16 protein-coding genes are annotated in these 16732 nt (G+C 68.8%); 1 reads left to right on the plus strand and 15 read right to left on the minus strand.

From position 1 onward, the window contains the following. Position 1: 1 nt before the first annotated feature. The 7 genes from J7654_RS03050 to J7654_RS03080 are packed head-to-tail and all read right to left on the minus strand — an operon-like array spanning position 2 to position 8363. Positions 2-880: an ABC transporter permease gene (locus J7654_RS03050; protein ID WP_209738096.1), complete on the minus strand. Its 879-nt coding sequence runs from the start codon at positions 878-880 to the stop codon at positions 2-4. Continuing rightward, positions 880-1815 carry an ABC transporter permease gene (locus J7654_RS03055; protein WP_209738098.1) on the minus strand — a complete coding sequence of 312 codons (936 nt, stop codon included), beginning with the start codon at positions 1813-1815 and terminating at the stop codon, positions 880-882. The genes J7654_RS03050 and J7654_RS03055 overlap by 1 nt, the downstream gene beginning before the upstream one ends. Positions 1816-1828: 13 nt before the next feature. Continuing rightward, the gene (locus J7654_RS03060; protein WP_209738100.1) at positions 1829-3439 is read right to left on the minus strand and encodes an ABC transporter substrate-binding protein; all 1611 of its coding nucleotides are present in this window, start codon (positions 3437-3439) and stop codon (positions 1829-1831) included. Positions 3440-3462: 23 nt separating this feature from the next. Further along, positions 3463-4578 carry a mandelate racemase/muconate lactonizing enzyme family protein gene (locus tag J7654_RS03065; protein ID WP_209738102.1) on the minus strand — a complete coding sequence of 372 codons (1116 nt, stop codon included), beginning with the start codon at positions 4576-4578 and terminating at the stop codon, positions 3463-3465. Between the two features lie 28 nt (positions 4579-4606). Next, positions 4607-6085 (minus strand): NAD-dependent succinate-semialdehyde dehydrogenase, encoded by a 1479-nt coding sequence (locus tag J7654_RS03070; RefSeq protein WP_209738104.1) that lies wholly within the window; start codon positions 6083-6085, stop codon positions 4607-4609. A gap of 3 nt (positions 6086-6088) precedes the next feature. Beyond that, on the minus strand, positions 6089-7342 hold the full coding sequence (locus tag J7654_RS03075) for an iron-containing alcohol dehydrogenase (protein WP_209738106.1): 1254 nt from the start codon (positions 7340-7342) through the stop codon (positions 6089-6091). A gap of 19 nt (positions 7343-7361) precedes the next feature. Next, entirely contained in the window at positions 7362-8363 is a 1002-nt protein-coding gene (locus tag J7654_RS03080; RefSeq protein ID WP_377946608.1) for an Ldh family oxidoreductase, read from the minus strand. Positions 8364-8457: 94 nt separating this feature from the next. Here J7654_RS03080 and J7654_RS03085 point away from each other — a divergent pair, with 94 nt between their 5' ends. Beyond that, the gene (locus J7654_RS03085; RefSeq protein ID WP_209738110.1) at positions 8458-9141 is read left to right on the plus strand and encodes a GntR family transcriptional regulator; all 684 of its coding nucleotides are present in this window, start codon (positions 8458-8460) and stop codon (positions 9139-9141) included. 55 nt (positions 9142-9196) lie between these two features. On the opposite strand, the gene J7654_RS03090 is transcribed toward J7654_RS03085, so the two are convergent. The 8 genes from J7654_RS03090 to J7654_RS03125 form a co-directional block, all read right to left on the minus strand. After that, positions 9197-9805 (minus strand): alpha/beta hydrolase, encoded by a 609-nt coding sequence (locus tag J7654_RS03090; RefSeq protein WP_209738112.1) that lies wholly within the window; start codon positions 9803-9805, stop codon positions 9197-9199. Next, complete coding sequence (locus J7654_RS03095; protein ID WP_209738114.1) at positions 9802-10818, minus strand: glutathione S-transferase family protein; 1017 nt, start codon at positions 10816-10818, stop codon at positions 9802-9804. Before J7654_RS03095 ends, J7654_RS03090 begins: the two co-directional genes overlap by 4 nt. A gap of 12 nt (positions 10819-10830) precedes the next feature. Further along, complete coding sequence (locus J7654_RS03100) at positions 10831-11706, minus strand: VOC family protein (RefSeq protein ID WP_209738115.1); 876 nt, start codon at positions 11704-11706, stop codon at positions 10831-10833. 26 nt (positions 11707-11732) lie between these two features. Continuing rightward, positions 11733-12137, minus strand: coding sequence for a DoxX family protein (locus J7654_RS03105; protein WP_209738117.1), 405 nt, complete (start codon positions 12135-12137; stop codon positions 11733-11735). Between the two features lie 275 nt (positions 12138-12412). Next, positions 12413-13324 carry a LysR family transcriptional regulator gene (locus J7654_RS03110; RefSeq protein WP_209738119.1) on the minus strand — a complete coding sequence of 304 codons (912 nt, stop codon included), beginning with the start codon at positions 13322-13324 and terminating at the stop codon, positions 12413-12415. A 224-nt stretch (positions 13325-13548) separates the two neighbouring features. Then, complete coding sequence (locus J7654_RS03115) at positions 13549-14463, minus strand: MipA/OmpV family protein (RefSeq protein WP_245195612.1); 915 nt, start codon at positions 14461-14463, stop codon at positions 13549-13551. A 470-nt stretch (positions 14464-14933) separates the two neighbouring features. After that, a complete protein-coding gene (locus J7654_RS03120; RefSeq protein ID WP_209738120.1) occupies positions 14934-15854 on the minus strand; it encodes a ribokinase in 921 nt (306 codons plus the stop codon). Between the two features lie 64 nt (positions 15855-15918). Then, entirely contained in the window at positions 15919-16716 is a 798-nt protein-coding gene (locus J7654_RS03125) for a transporter substrate-binding domain-containing protein (RefSeq protein ID WP_209738121.1), read from the minus strand. Between the last annotated feature and the right edge of the window lie 16 nt (positions 16717-16732).

Raw genomic sequence — 16732 nt, forward strand, 5'->3', positions numbered from 1 at the left:
GCTATTCAGCCGCTTCCGGATCGAGAACGTCGCGAACGGTGTCGCCCAGGATGTTGAAGGCCAGCACGATGATGGTGATCGCGCAGCCCGCCCCGATGATCGGCCAGGGCGTCCCGAACACGTTGCCCAGCCCGTCCCGGATGATGTTGCCCCAGCTCGGGCTCGGCGGCCGGGTGCCGATGCCCAGGAAGCTGAGCGCGGCCTCCAGGCGGATCGCGGAGGCGATCCACAAGGTCAGGAGAAGCACCACCGAGGCGGAGATGTTCGGCACCACGTGCCGAAGGATGATCACGGGCGTGCGCACCCCGATCGACACGGCCGCCTCGACATAGGGCTCTTCCTTCACCGAGAGGGTCGCGGCCCGGGAAACGCGCGCGAAACCGGGGACGAAGGCGATCGTCAGCACGATGACGACGTTCCAGAAGCCTCCGCCCAGCGCCGCCGCGATGATGATCGCCAGAAGCAGCTCGGGAAAGGACAGGAGAAGGTCGATCAGCCGCGTGACGATGCGGTCGATCAGCCCGCCGAAATAGCCGGCCGAGACCCCGAGCGCCGTTCCGATGACGGCCGCCAGGACGGGCGCGATCAGCCCGAGCGTCAGCGAGTTGCGCGCGCCGTAGATCAGGCGCGAGAGCACGTCGCGGCCGAACTGGTCGGTGCCCAGCCAGTGCTCGGCCGAGGGATAGGCGCTGATCGCGAAGTAGCTCTGCGCCAGCGGATCATAGGGAGCGATGAAGGGCGCGAAGAGGGCCATCGCCAGATAGAGGGCGATGACGACGAGCGCGACCGTGGTGGTCGGCTTGGCGAAGGCGATCCGCCGGAGGACGCTGGAGGGCGGTCGCGCCGCGACGATGGCGGTGTTGGCGTCGGAAACGGTCATCAGTTCCCCCTCAGGCGTGGGTCGATGAAGGCGTAGGCGAGATCGACGAGGAGGTTCACCACGACGACGCTGAGGGCGAAGATGACGACGCCGGCCTGGATCACCGGGTAGTCGCGCTCGGCGATGGCGGTGACGAGCATGCTGCCCAGGCCCGGCCGGTTGAAGACCAGCTCCACCGCCACCGAGCCCGACAGCGTGGACAGGATGCTGAGGCCGATGCCGGTGGTGACGGGCAACAGGGCGTTGCGCAGGGCATGGCGGTAGATCACCCGCCGCTCCCCCGCCCCCTTGGCGCGCGCGGTCCGCACATAGTCCTTCGACAGGACCTCCAGGATCGAGGTGCGCGTGAGGCGCCCCAGGAAGGCGATCTTGATCGTCGCCAGCGTCACCGCCGGCAGCACCAGGTGATGGAGCCGGTCGACGAACCCCTCGCCCCCGCCATTGATCGGGAACCATTGCAGGTTGAGCGCGAAGGCGATCAGCAGGAGAGCGCCGAGATAGAAGTCGGGTATGGCGTATCCGAGCAGCGAGAAGGTGCGCATCCCCGAGTCCGGCAGGCGATTGCGCTTCACGGCGGCCCAGACGCCGAAGGGGATGCCGATGAGGATGCCGATCAGCACGGCGGCGAGCGTCAGCTCCAGCGTGAAGGGCAGGTTGCGCCAGATCAGCGTCGTGACCTGCTGGCCCGAGATGAGCGACTGGCCGAAATCCAGCGTCAGCATGTCCTTCAGGAATACGAAGTACTGCTGCCAGATGGGGATATCGAGCCCCATCTGGGCCCGGAACAGCGCGAGTTGCTCCGGCGTGGCGTAGTCGCCCAGCGCGACCATGGCGGGGTCGCCCGGCAGGAGCCGGAGCGCCACGAAGACGAGGGTCAGGACCAGGAGCACCGTCGGAACGGCGTCGAGGAGCCTGACATAGAGGGTTCTCGACATGGGGCTCTCCTCGTCAGGCCAGTCGCCTGGCCCGGGCCAGGGACCAGTAGGCCGGGCCGCCCTCGACCTCGTAGCCCAGATCGACGCGCGGGTTGCGGGCGATGACGTAGGACAGCGTGATGATGCCCAGGGTCGGCAGATCGGCGAGGATCTTCTTCTCGGCTTCCTTGATGATGGCGATCCGCCGGTCGAAATCCGGCTCGTTCTCCGCCTCCGCCATCAGCGCGTCGATACCCTCCATGGCGACGCCGTAATGGCTGAAATTGTCCTGCCCGCTCCCGTCGGATTTGACGGCGGCGGCGGCGGACAGCATCTGCACCAAGGGCTGCGTGGGGACGGGCGGGAAGCTCGACGAGTAGAGCTGCAGGCTGTTGCGATCCAGCCGGTTGTCGGACCGGAACGTCGAATGATCGACTATCTGCATGTCGAGCGTGATCCCGGCGGCCCGAAGCTGCTCCTGGATCATGAGGCTGATGGTCGCGTAGTCCTCCCGCTGGCTGGTGTAGCAGGGGATGGTGATGCCGTCCGGATGCCCCGCCTCGGCCAGGAGGGCGCGGGCCTTCTGCGGGTCGTAGTCGTAGCGCAGCTCCGGCGGCAGCTCGTCCTTCGTCACCGAGCCCTCGAACTGCGGCGCGATGACGCCGACCATGGGCGTGGCCAGCTCGCCGAATGCGGCGGCGATCTGCTCGTTGTTGATCGCGTAGCGAATGGCTTGGCGCACCCGCAGATCGTCGAGAGGCTTGCGCGTGAGGTTGAGGTGAAGCTCGTTGAAGCTGCCGGGCTCGGTGGCGTCGAAGATGGTGTCGGCCGAGCGCTGGCGCATCGTCTGGAGCCAGCCGGGCGCGCGCACGCCCTCGATCATGTCGAGCTGGCCGGAAGCGAAGGCGAGCGTGCGCGCCGTCGTGTCGGCGATGAAGGAGACCTGGAGGTTGGGCGTGGCGGGCGGCCCGTCGAAATGCTCCGGGAAGGCGGTCAGCAGGAGGCCGCGATTCTGGTCCACGGACTGGAACTGGTAGGGGCCGGTCCCGATCGGATCGGTGTCGTAGCCCTCGCCCTTCTCCTCGAAGGCCCTGCGCGAAAGGATGCTGGCGGTGATCTGCGAGGCGCAGGTGCCGTTGAACGTGGGGTCGGGCTGCCTGAGGACGAAGCGCACCGTGCGCGGATCGAGCGCCTCCACCGTTTCGATATTGGCGTAGAGCACCTTGTTCAGGGTCGGGATCGAGGCGTCCAGATGACGGCCGAAGGTGAAGACGACGTCGTCGGCCGTCAGCTCGCCATAGCCCTTGTGGAACTGCACGCCCTCCCGAAGCGCATAGGTAAAGGTGCGCGCGTCGTCCGACATCTCCCAGGACTGCGCGAGATTGGGCTCGAACTCCTCCGGCCGCGTCGCCCATTTGCCGAGCGGCGATTTCACCAACTGGTTGAAGAGCTGGTAGATGACCCAGTTGTCGGCGCCGGCGATGCCGGGCTTCTGCGGGTTCATGCCGTTCGACGTCCGGGACGCCAGGGCGATGGACAACGTGTCCGACTGCGCCAGGGCGGGCCCCCATCCCGCCGCTAGGCCGAGTGAAAGTGCCGAGCCCGCGATCGCGGTCTGCGAAAGGAACTGCCTGCGGTTCATCATGTGCTTGCCTCCCAGCGAAAATGTCATTGCGCGACGAGCACGGCTCGTCGATCGAACTCCTCCTGATGAATCTCGACGCCGAGGCCGGGAGCGGACGGCAGGTGGAACCGCCCGTCCTTCGGCTCGGCCGGATTGACGAAGACGGGCGAGCCCCGCTCCCACATGTCCGCCAGCTCGACGGGCTTGGAAAGATGCATCAAGGTGGACAGGACGTGCAGGTTGGCCAGATGCCCCACCACCGGCTGCGTCTGGTGCGGCACGAGCTCGACACCCGCCGCATGGGCCAGCGCGGCGCAGCGCATCATGCCCGTGATGCCGCCCATCTTGACGATGTCGGGCTGCACCATGCGCACGCCCGCCTCGATCAGGTCCCGCACCGCCTGCAGCGTATAGGTCTGCTCTCCGGCGGACACGGTGATGTCGAGACGCTGGGCCACCTCCCCCATGGCCCGCACGTTGTAGTGCTGCACCGGCTCCTCGAACCAGTCGTATCCAAGGTCCTCCAGCGCGCGGCCGACGCGCATCGCGCCGCCCACGGAATAGCCGTTATTGGCGTCGAAGCCGATCGGGAAGCCGTCGCCCAGGAGCTTGCGGACCGCCTTCGCCTTGGCGATGTCCCCGGCGATATCGACATCCTGCCGCGTCCGGTCGCCGTCCCAGCGAATCTTGACGGCCGCCGGTCTCTCCTTCGCCACGCGCGCCTCGACCTCCCTCACCACCTCGTCCACGCTGCGCGCGGCATTGCCGCCGACCGAGGAGTAGCAGGGAAGGCTGGTCGTCCAGGCGCCGCCCAGGAGCTTGTAGACAGGCTGGCCGAAGAGCTTGCCCTTCAGGTCCCACAGGGCGATGTCGACGGCCGCCAGCGCGGCGGTGGCCACGCCCTCCGGCCCCAGCTTCACGCATTTGTGGAACAGCCGGTCCACGAGGATGGCATGGTCGAGAACGTCCTTGCCGATCAGCGCCGGCGCGAGATCTCGCGCCACCACGACCAGCGAGGCGTAGCCTCCCAGCATGGGCGAGGCCTCCCCCATGCCGAACGCGCCGTCCTCCGTCTCGATGCGGACAAAGGCGCTCTTCGGCATCCAGCCGTCGCCATTGCCCATCGTCACCTGAAATGCCTCGATCTTGGTGATTTTCAAACCGAATTCCTCCCTCTTCGGTGGCCGCCTACCAGGTGACGGCGATGTATTTGGTCTCACAGAACTCCATGATGCCGTGATGGGCGCCCTCCCGGCCGAGCCCGCTCTGCTTGGTGCCGCCGAAGGGGGCGGCCGGGTCGGACACGAGCCCCCGGTTCACGCCCACCATTCCGCTGTCGAGCTTCTCGGCCACGCGCATGGCGCGGCCGAGGTCTTCGGTGAAGACGTAGGAGATCAGGCCGTACTCGGTGTCGTTCGCCCGCGCGATCGCCTCTTCCTCCGTCTCGAAGGAGGCGATGGCCGCGATCGGGCCGAAGATCTCCTCGGCCGTGATGCTCGCTTCGGCGGGAACGTCGCACAGGACGGTGGGCGGGAAATAGAAGCCCTCGCGATCCGCCCGCCGGCCGCCCGTCAGCGTGCGCGCCCCGCGCCCCTCCGCATCGCGAACGAGGCCGTCGATCCGCTCCAGCGCCTCGGCGTTGATCACCGGGCCGCACTGCGTGGCCGCATCGTAGCCGGGCCCGAGCGCCATGGCGCCCATGCGTTCGGCCAACCGCGTCGAGAACGCCTCCAGAATGCCCTTCTGGACGAAGAAGCGGTTGGCCGCCGTGCAGGCCTCGCCGCCATTGCGCATCTTGGCGACCATCGCGCCCTCGATGGCCTTGTCGAGATCGGCATCGTCGAAGACGATGAAGGGGGCGTTGCCGCCCAGCTCCATGGAGCAGGAGACGACGGTGTCGGCCGCCTCGTGAAGGAGCCGGCGCCCCACCTCGGTGGAGCCGGTGAAGGAAAGCTTGCGCACGCGCGGGTCGTGCAGCATGGCGCTGACCGTCGCGCCCGCGCGGCCGGTGGTGACGACGTTGACGACACCGTCCGGGACGCCGGCCTCCGCATAGAGCGCGGCGAGCGCGTAGGCGGTGAGCGGGGTCTCCGTCGCGGGCTTCAGCACACAGGTGCAGCCGGCGGCCAGCGCCGGCGCGATCTTGCGCGTGGCCATGGCGGCGGGGAAGTTCCAGGGCGTCACCAGCACGGCGACGCCGATGGGCTGGTGCTCCACCACGATCTTGTTGGCGCCGCTCGGCGCCGTGTAGATTTCGCCGTTCAGGCGCACCGCTTCCTCGGAGAACCAGCGGAAGAACTCGGCCGCATAGGCCACCTCGCCCTGCGCGTCGCTCAGCGCCTTGCCGTTCTCCAGGCTGATCAGCTCGGCCAGCATCTGGCGGCGCTCCATCATCAGCTCGAAGCAGCGGCGCAGGATGTCGGAGCGCTTGCGCGGCGGCGTCGCCGCCCAGCCCGGCCCGGCCTCGTGCGCGGCCCGCACGGCGTCCATCGCGTCCTCGATCGAGGCGTTCGCGACATCGGCGATCCGGGCGCCGGTGGACGGGTCGATCACCTCGAGCCGGTCGCCGCCGCGGCCCTTCCGCCACTGCCCTCCGATCATCAGGTCGGTGGGAATCGAGGCGATGTCGAAGCTGAGCGCCGCGGAAATCTTCTGGATCGCATTCATCGTTCAGCTAGCCTTTCGCGTTTCGGAAAACGGGATGTCCGCGAGCGGATCACCGCCATGGAAGGCGGCATCCACGAGAAGCCGCATGGACGCGGCGTCGAGCGGGCGAGGATTGTTCTTGACGAGGCGCACGCTGCCGAGCGCCTGCTCGGCGACGAGGGCGAGCTGGTCCTCGCGAACCCCCAGCTCGGCGATGGTGCGCGGAATGCCGATCGAGGCGAACAGCGAGCGCACCCCCTCCACGGCGGCGACTGCCGCGCCGGACACGGTTCCCTCGTCACTCGCCAGCCCCATGGCCCTTGCGATCTCGGCAAGGGCGCCCTCGCAGTGGTCGCGATTGAAGGCCATCACATAGGGCATCATCACGGCCACGCCGACACCGTGCGCGGTGTGCGTCATGGCGCCCACCGGATACTGGACGGCGTGCGCGGCCGCCGTGCCCGCGGTGCCGAAGGCAAGGCCCGCCGAGAGGGAGCCGAGCATGACGCGCTCTCGCGCCTCGATGTCGCCGCCCTCGTCGCAGGCGCGCTTCAAGCCGGCGGCCAGATGCGAGATGGCCAGAAGCGCGAAATGGTCGCTCAGCGCGTTCTTGCCCACGAAGACATGCTCATGGACGACGCTTCCCGTCGCCTCGCGGCGAAGATTGGTGAACGCCTCGATCGCATGGGTCATGGCGTCCGCGCCCGAGGCGGCCGTCAGGCCCGGCGGGCAGGAATAGGTCAGCTCGGGATCGCAGATCGCCGTGTGGGGGATGAGGTGGGGGCTGGCGATGCCCACCTTCACGGCCCGCTCGGGATCGCCCACCACCGCGACCGGGGTCACTTCCGAACCCGTTCCGGCGGTCGTCGGCAACGCGATCACCGGCAGGATGGGCCCGGGCACGGCGAACTCGCCGTAATAGTCCTTCGGCTGGCCGCCATGGGCGAGGATCAACGCGATGACCTTCCCCGCGTCCAGGCAGCTTCCGCCGCCGAAGCCGATGACGAGGTCGGCGCCGAAGCTTGCGCCCGCCTTGCAGCCGGCCCCCAGGCAGTCGAGCGGAAGCTCGGCCATGGTGCCCGCGAACACGCGGGACCGGACGCCGGCGGCGGCGAGCGCGTCCACAAGGTCGCGCAGCTCCCGATCGGCCCCGAGGCGCTCGTCGGTGACGATCAGCGCCCGGGAGCCCAGCTCGCGCCCGTAGCCCGCCACGGCGCGGCGCTGCCCGGCCCCGAAGACGATGTTGCGCGGAACGCGCAAGGTCCCGAAGTTCGGCATGGCCCTCCCCTTTCCAGCTTCATCCGGCGACATGTTCCACTCCTGCCAAAGCCTGCATCCGGTTCCACACCGCCTCCGCGACGGGAATTCCCTCCACGAGCCTGCGGCGTCTGCATTCACGGCCCCGCTCTCCAGGGATCAGCACGCGCTCGAATCCCTCGGCGGGTTCGAGCGCCCGAAGCTCCGCGAGATAGCGGCTGAGGTCGTGGCGCGGGCCGTCCATGACGATGAAGACGTCGCCCTTGTTGCAGGCACGGTCCGAATCCAGCGTGCCGACGACATCGCGGCCGACCGCCGCGCCCGCAAGGCTCGTCACCATGAGCTCCAGCGCCAGGCCGAGCGCATATCCCTTCGCCCCGCCGAAGGGCGCGATGGCGCCGTCCTTGGCGGCCGCGGCGTCCGTGGTCGGATTGCCTTCCGCATCCAGCGCCCAGCCGGACGGGATGGGCGCCCCCCGGTTCGCATGGTCGTGGATCTCGCCCATCGACACGATCCCGGTCGCCGTATCCATCATGAAGGGCTCGCCTTCGCCCGTCGGCACGGCGATCGCGATGGGGTTCGTGCCGATCATGGCGCGGCGCGCGCCCCAGGGATGCACGAGCGCCTCGCTGGTGGACAGGGCGATGGCGGTGAAGCCTTCGTCCGCCATGCGCTCCACATACCAGCCGAGCATACCGATATGGTTCGAATTGGAGATGGCCGCCAGCGCGATGCCCGTGCGGCGCGCACGCTCCGCGATGGCATCGAGCGCCGCATTGGCCACGACGGGGCCGAGCCCGCGTTGCCCGTCCACCGCCAGGAACCCTTCGGCGCGCCAGGAATGCGCCCCGCGCGCGGCGGGATCGGCAACGCCGTTCCCGATCCGCTCGATGATCCGGCCGAGCCGCAGCAGCCCGTGCGAGGGCACGCCGCGCAGCTCCGCGTCGAGGAGAAGCTCGATCTGCGTTCGCGCGTGGTCGTCCGGCACCCCTGCCTTCGCCAGCGCCCGCAAGCCCACCGCACGGGCCTCATCGAGAGCGATCAATTCCACAATATATAATCCTATCGGATATCTGATTGTCTTGCGGGCACTATGATGATAGGCGTCGCCTCGGTCAAGCTGCTTTCCGGGGACGATGGTGAGAGACAAAGCGAATGCCGGCGCGAACGGACCGATCAGACGGCCCTCCCGGCTCGTCGACGATGTGTACGAGGCGATCTATTCGCAGTTGATGTCGCTGAAGATCGCGCCCGGCGGGCGCCTGTCGGTCGACAGTCTCGTGCGCGAACTGGGCGTTTCGCAGACGCCGATCCGCGAGGCCCTGTCGCGCCTGGAGGCGCAGGGGCTGGTGGTGAAGACGCACCTGATCGGATACAGCGCGGCGGGCCAGATCGACGAGCAGCGCTTTGCGCAGCTCTACGAGCTGCGCCTGCTCCTTGAGCCCTTCGCGGCAGCCAGGGCCGCGACGCATATCAGCGACGACGCCCTCGCGCTTCTGGAGCGCGACGACCGCAACATGCGGGCCATGGACGGCAAGCTGAACCAGAAGGGCTACGCCGAGTTCGCCCGCTACGACAGCGAGTTCCACGACCGCATCGCGGCCGAAAGCGGCAATGCCATCGTGCACGAGACGCTGATGCGGCTGCACACGCATGTGCATCTGTTCCGCCTGCATTATCACGCGCGGGCGACGATCGAGGCCAATGAGGAACACCAGCGCATCCTGGCCGCGCTCAAGCGGCGCGACCCCGCCGGAGCGGAAGCGGCCATGCGCGACCATATCGAACGATCCCAGCAGCGCTTCAGGCTGGTGTTCTGAACGGCCGCCTTCGCTGCGGCCGGGGAGAACGGGGCGCGGCGCCCGCGCTCCCCGCTTACGCGGCGATTGTCCGCGAGAGGAAGTCGAGCGCCGCCGAGGCCCCCTGCGGCGAGATCGTGTGCCCCAGGCCCGGAAGGACCGTCAGGGAGGCATCGACACCCGCCCGTTTCAGCCCGTCCAGCGCCGCTTCGCCTTCCTGCACCGGCATCACCGGATCGGCGTCGCCGTGGACGAGCAGGGTCCGGGTTCGCGTGGAGGGCGCGAAGGGCTCGGGCGAGGCCAGGCGTCCCGAGAAGGCGACGATGGCGCCCACAGGCCAGCGGCCGGACACCAGAGCATCGAGCGCCATGATCGAGCCTTGCGAAAAGCCGACCAAGGCGACCCGGTCCAGCCGGTCCGTCAGGCCGTGCGCCTCTACGATCCCCGCGATCGTCCCGTCGAACGCGCTTCGGGCGGCCAGAATCCGCTCGGCCCGGTTGGCGGGCGTGACGCCCCGGACGCTGAACCACTGCCGGCCGCCCGAGCCCTGGTCGAAGGCGAAGGGCGCGTCGGGCGCGGCGAAATCCGTTCCCGGCAGCGCGGAGCGCCACATCTCGCCGAGCGGGGCAAGGTCCGCGCCACGGCTGCCCACGCCGTGCAGGAAGATGACGAGACCCTCGCTCATGCCGGCTCCTTCAACGCCTGCGCGCCCGCCGCCTGCCCCGCATATCGCGAAGCGACCGGATCGAGCCCCGGAAGGTCCGGCCCCACGGGCACGATACCGGTGGGGTTGAGCGCCTTGATCGAATAGTAGCCGCGCTTGATGTGGTCGATATCGACCGTGCCGCGCACGCCCGGCACCGCGAGGACGCGCGCCAGATAGGCGCTGAGGGCCGGGTAGTCGGCCAGGCGGCGCAGATTGCACTTGAACAGGCCGTGATAGGCCGCGTCGAAGCGCACCAACGTCACGAACAGGCGGATGTCGGCCTCGGTGAAGCGCTCGCCGAACAGGAAGGGCCCCTCGCCGCCCAGGCGCTCCTCCAGCTCGTCCAGCATGGAGAAGACGTCGGCGAAGGCCTCCTCATAGGCGAGCTGCGTGGTGGCGAAGCCGGCCCGGTAGACCCCGTTGTTGAGGCGCGGATAGATGCGCTCGTTGAGCGCGTCTATCCGCTCGCGCAAATCCTGCGGGTAAAGCTCGAAATCCGGCCGGGCCAGCGTGCCGAAGCCGGAATTGAACATGCGCACGATGTCGGCCGATTCATTGTTGACGATCGTCGCGCGCTCCTTGTCCCACAGCACGGGAACGGTCGCCCGGCCCGTATAGTGCGGGTCGGCGCGGGTATAGAGCTCGTGCAGATGCGAAGCACCGTTCAGCGTGTCGCGGTCCGAGCCCGGATAATCGCCGAAGCGCCAGCCCTCGTCGGTCAGCGCGGGCTCCACCACCGAGAGCGAGATCGCATCCTCCAGCCCCTTGAGCTTGCGGGCGATCAGCGTGCGCGAGGCCCAGGGGCAGATCAGCGCCACATACAGGTGGTAGCGCCCCGCCTCGGCCTTGAAGCCGGCCTCGCCCGTCGGCCCGGCGCTGCCGTCGGGCGTGATCCAATGACGGAAACCGGAAGTCTGGCGCACGAAGCCGCCCTTCTTGTCGGTCGCCTGCACCGGCTGCCAGTCCGCCGTCCACTTGCCGTCCACCAGCATGATTCGTTCCTCTCAAGAAGCGTCGTTGTCGAAATCGGCCGCGCGCAACGCGATCGCCGTGCCCCACGGGTCGCTCAAGGTGAGAGCGCCGGGCGCCTGTTCGATAAGCGAGGCGGCTCGCTCGCGCACCGCTTCGCGCCGGGCGCCGTTCATGCTGACCACCACCTCGGCAAGGCCGGTGGAGGGGTAGCTGCGCGGGCCGGCGCCACGGCTGTTCCAGACATTCGTCGCGATGTGGTGATGGTAGCCGTCGGCGGCATAAAAGGTGCCGCCGGGGTATCGGGAGGTCACGTCGAGGCCGAGAATGCCCGAATAGAAGGCCTCGGCCTCGGGGATGGCCCCCACCTGAAGATGCACGTGACCAACGACCGAGCCCTCCGGGAACCCCTGCCAGGGAGCCCCGCCGGCGCTTTCGACCAGGCTTTCCACGTCGAGCGGATCGCTCGGCATCTCCACCTGCCCGCCGGCCCATTTCCAGCCGGAGGCCGGGCGGTCGGCGTAGATCTCGATGCCGTTTCCTTCCGGATCGGACAGATAGAGCGCCTCGCTGACGCCGTGGTCCGAAGCGCCGACGACGGGCGTGCGGGTGGCGATCGCATGGTTGGTCCAGCGGCCGAGATCGGCGCGCGTGGGAAGCAGGAAGGCGGTGTGGAAGAGGCCCGCCTCCCGGGGAGAGCGCCGCCGCGCCGCCGTGTCGCGGCGCAACTCCAGAAGAACCGCGCCGCCGGCGCCCAGCCTCGCGCTCTCGCCGTCCGCGCCCATGGGGTGAAGCCCGACCGCCCGCTGGTAGAAGTCGCTGACGCGGTCGAGATCGTTGACGGTGAGCGCGACCCGGCCCATGGACACGGGCGTTTCGCCGGCTTCGGGTCGCGTGATGGCGGTGGTCATGGGTCCTGTCTCCGTTGCGGGCGCGTTCAGCGCGCCGGGGTGGGCTTGAGCGCGTACTTGCCGTCGCCGGCAAGCGCGAGCACGATCAGCGCGACGATCCACAGCGCCGGGAATTCCCAGCCCCCGCCGGCATTGTCGAAGAAGAAGCCGGCGGCCCCGTGGACGGTAAAGATGGTGCCGAGGAGAACCGGGACGAGCGCGAGCGCGGCAAGGCGCGGCCACACCCCGAGGATCAGCGCGGCGGCGCCGGCGAGTTCCCAGGCGATGGTGACGTAGGCGAGCCAGCCCGGCAGGCCGAGCGAGGCGAAGAAGCCGGCGGTGCCGGCGGGCGTGAACACGAAGATCTTCAGCCCGGCATGGGCCAGGAAGAGAATGCCCAGCGCCAGGCGCAGGACGAGCACGGCGTAGGGGGCGGTGCGGGTGTCGATCATGACGAATATCCTTGTACGAAAGGGGAATGCCTCGCCACCCGATATGCACTCGCGCAACCGGAATGATTATCCAGGGGAACTGGAAGGTTTTCGTTCCATAATGGAAGGAATGAAGCGGCGCGCCGTTCTCGAGGCAGCCCCTTTGCCGTCAGCGGACAAGGTGCAGAGCGTGGGATGCCTGGGCGGGGCTTATGCGGCCGTCATGCCGATGAACAACGGCTCGTTCCATTTCCCGAGCGGAATTGATCCCGGGGCATTCCAAGGCGCCCCGGGGATCACCAGCCCTGGTCCCACGCCGGCTTGCCTCGGTAGCGGTTCGCCAGGAAATCCACCAGCGCCCTCACCTTGAGCGCCAGATGCCGGCCGGGCGGATAAAGCGCGTAGAGGCCGAGCGGCGCGTCCTCCGACGAGCCGAGCACGGGACGGACATGGCCCGCCCTGATCCGGGGACCAGCGATGAAGCTGGGCACCCTTGCAATGCCGAAACCGGCTTCGGCAGCGGAAAGGCAGGCCTCCCCGCTGGAAAAGCGCAACCGGCCGGAGATGGGCACGTCCACCAGCCGCCCGTCCGGCGCCCGCAGTTTCCAGTGCAGCGGATCGCGGAAATTGGTGTCCACGATGCAATCGTGCCCGATGAGATCGAGGGAGGATGCCGGCTCGCCGCGACGCTCCAGATAGGCCGGGGCCGCCACCAGCAGGATCCTCGCATCGCACAGCTTGCGTGCGATCAGGCTGCTGTCGCCCGGATGGCCGATGCGGACCGCCGCGTCGAAGCCTTCGTCCACGAGGTTCACCACCCGGTCGGAAAAACCGACATCGAGCTGGATATCGGGAAAGGCGCTGGCGAAGTCGAGAAGGACGGGCGCGAGCTGGATCGTACCGAACGACATGGGCGCGGTCAGGCGAAGCCGGCCCACGGGCGCCCCGGAGGCCGTTCGCACGGAGGCGTCCAGGGCGTCGAACTCGTCGAGCAGGGCCTTGATGCGCTCGTAATAGGCCTGGCCCACCTCCGTGGGGGCCAGCGCCCGCGTGGTGCGCTTGATCAACTGGACGCCCAGATCCGCCTCCAGCCTGGAGACGAGCTTGGACGCCTGCCCGCTGCTCGTTCCGAGGCGCTGGGCCGCGCCCGCGAAGCTGCCGATGTCGAGCACGGCGACGAACATGCGGTCGCAGTCCAGACGCTCCATTCAGGCCCCGTCGCCCCTTGAGCCCCGGGCACCGCGTTCCCCCGCCCCCGTCATTCCACCAGCTTCCTTGCTCGCCCCGTGGCGGGCTTCTCGAACGGCGCCCGGCCCATGCGCCATCATGCGTATCTTTTTACGAAAATGGAACTCCGGGACACCCGAACTGCAAGCGGGGGCTCCGGCGGAAGGACCGCCGGGCGCCCGCGCGGGAGCGCCCCCGCCCGCGCTCAGAAGCGATAGGCCACGCCCAGCATCGCGAAGGGCTGTACATCGTCCTTGACGACGGGGCTGTCCTTCGCGTCGCCCAGGAGAAGGCCCGCGCCGGCCCCGCCGGTGACCATCCAGCTCTCCGTCATCATGTAGGTGACGGACGTCTTGAGATCGACGCGCTTGATGCCCGCCTGCGCATCGTACTCGGAAAGGCCCGAACGGGCCGACTGCTCCGCCGTGATGCCGAAATAGGACTGCATGTGATTGTCGTCGGCCCAGGTGCCCGACACATCGGCCGAGACGATGAAGCGCTCGTAGCGGTGGGAGGCCTTCGCGCCGAACGTGCCGGTCAGCCCCTCGCTGCCGCCCACGGTCTTGTTGAGCGCGGCATAGACCTCGACCGGTCCGGCCTCGTAGCTGACGATACCGCCCACGACGCCGCCCGGGTCGATGTCGCCGAGGCCCCGCAGATAGTCCGAATCGTCCTCCTGCCGCCCCGTCTCGTATCCGCCCCGCGCGGCAAGCGTCAGGCCTTCCCACCGGTAGAGATCGACGGTCACGCCGGTGATGTCCATCTGCACTCTGTCGCCGAACTGCGCGGAGAAGAGGGGGAACGGCTTGACCTCGAATTTGTCGGAGCCTTCATATTCCGGCAGATAGATCGCGCCGGCGCCGATCGTGACCTCCCAGCGGTCGAGATTGTCGCGAAAATCGCCGTAGCGCGCCGTATCCGCCGGCTGGGCGGGGACGATGTCCGACTCGTAGGTCTCGAGGTCCGCGCCATGGGCCCCGAGGGGCGCCAGCGTCAGCGCGGCGGCCAGGGATGCCGCTCCTCTCGTGGCGGCTCGGATCCGCGGCGTCCGGCCGCCGGGGCCCGCGACCCGCGCTCGGCATCGCTCGTTCATCCGAAGACCGGGGATGTGTCGGCTCACTTTGGGAACTCCTGTTGCGGATCGGCAGATCGCTCGCGCCCTCCCGGAGGGCTCGGGCGGACTTTGGGAGCCGATGATTGCCGCAGCATTACAGGCTGGCATCCGATGGCGGCGAAGCCGCCGCGATGCGCGCAGGCAGGCGGAAATGCCGATGCTGGCGATGGCCGCCGCGCCGCTCCCCATGGAGCCGTTCGCGGCTGGTTCTGCCGTATCGAAACGTGGCGGGCAGCCGTCCCGCTGGCGTATTGGAGGCCCTCTCGTAAGCCTGCCGCGAATCCCCACGCCCGCGCCCCGCCTCGCCTCGCCTCGCCTGAACGCACGACATGGAGCGCGGCGGCTGCCCCCGCACGGCCAGCCGCGCCGATTCCGGTCGGTTCCGGATCGCGGCGCTGGTCGCGGGCCTGCGATGGATGGGCGAAGCCCGTTCGGGAATCGGCGAGGGGGCTCGCCCTCCCCCGAATCGGCTCGCTTCAGGCGAGCGAGGCCGTATCGACGGCCGCGCGCGTCGGCGCCCCGGCCTGGGCGCCGGCCTTCGTGCAGGAGAGAGACGCGGCGAGGCCCGCGCGCTCGATGGCGCGCCGGACCGGCAGGCCCTCGAAGAGCCCCGTGGCCAGCACGCCCACGAAGGTGTCGCCCGCGCCGGTCGTATCGACCACCTCGACCTTGCGGGCCGGAGAATGCCAGTCCGGCTGGCCGGCCTGCACGAGCCTCGTTCCCTCGGCGCCCAGGGTGACGATCACCGTCAGCGACAGGTCCTCGGCGAGCAGCCGGCCGGAATCCCCGCCACCCAGGCCGAGTCCGAGCGCCAGGGTTTCGGCCTCATGCTCGTTGACGACGAGCGTGTCGATCTCCTCGAGAAAGCCGCGGAGCTTCTCGATCGGAATGTCGAGCCGCGCCGGCGCGAAATTGAGGAGCACATGCGCGCCCGCCGCCCGGGCCCGCGCGGCCAGGGCCGCGTTCTCCTCCCACGGCACTTCCATCTGGAGCACGGCGACATCGACGGCGGCGAGAAAGGCGTCGTCCAGCCCGTCGGCCCGTATCTGGCGGTTGGCGCCGCTCGCCACCGTGATGGCGTTCTCGCCCGCATGCTCGACCGTGATGAAAGCGCAGCCCGTCCCCGCCGAAACGGCCTCGATGCGCGAGACGTCGATCCCCTCCCCGGCAAGATTGGCGATGCAGTCGGCCCCGAACGCATCGTCGCCGACCGCGCCGCAAAAGGCGATCGCGGGGGCATCGGGGGCCAGCGCACGGGCGGCGGCCACGGCCTGGTTGGCGCCCTTTCCGCCGAAGAAGCGGTCATAGCCGGGGGCCAGCACCGTTTCGCCCGGCCGCGCGATCTTCGGGACGCGCGCGACGAGATCGAGATTGATCGAACCGAAGACGAGGATCATGCCATCAGCATCCAGGGGCTTGGGGCGGCGCCGCCCGTGACGGCGCCGCCCGCAGAGGAAGGGCCTATTGAAGCATCTCTTCCGGCAGCGGCGCGCCGTGATACTTCTGGTAGATTTCGTTGAGCTTGCCGTTGGCCAGGTTCGCCGCCACCCACTCGTTCAGCTTCGCCAGCAGTTCGGGCTCGTTCTTGCGCACGCCCATGGCGATGTCGAAGGTGCGGATCACGAATTTCGGTTCGAAGGCGCGCTCCGTGTTGCGTTCGCCGATCTGGTTCACGATCGTTTCCGAGGTGGCGACCATCTGGGCCTGCCCGCTGACGGCGGCCGTCACCATCGTCGCGTCGTCGTCGTAGCGGGCGATGTTGAAGCCGCGCTCCGCCGCCATGGCGGTCAGTTCGGTGTCCTGCGTGGTGCCGCGCGTCACCGTCACCGTCTGTCCGCGCAGGTCTTCCCAGTCGCTGATCTCGCTGGCGGCCGGCGCGCCGATGACGGAGCGAAGCGCCGCATAGGGCTCGGAGAAGTCGATGACCTGCGCGCGCTCGGGCGTCACCGAAAGGGTCGAGATGACGATGTCGGCCCTGTTGGTCTGGAGGTTGGGAATGCGCGTCGCCCCCGTGGTCTGGACGAATTCGAGCTCCAGCCCCCAGTCCTCGGCCAGAAGCCGCGCCGTCTCCACGTCGGAGCCGGTGGGCTGGAGGTTGGCATCGAGCATGCCCGAGGGCGGAATGGCAAGGTCGGTGGACACGCGGATCTTGCCCGCGGCCATGATATCCTCGTAGGCGTCGGCCATGGCCGGCGCCGAGGCGCCCAGGATGATGGCGCACAGGGCGCCGGCGGTTGCGATTCGGCTTGCGGTCTTCATGGATGGTCCTCCCGTT

This window comes from Aureimonas populi (genome assembly GCF_017815515.1).
Classification (GTDB): domain Bacteria; phylum Pseudomonadota; class Alphaproteobacteria; order Rhizobiales; family Rhizobiaceae; genus Aureimonas; species Aureimonas populi.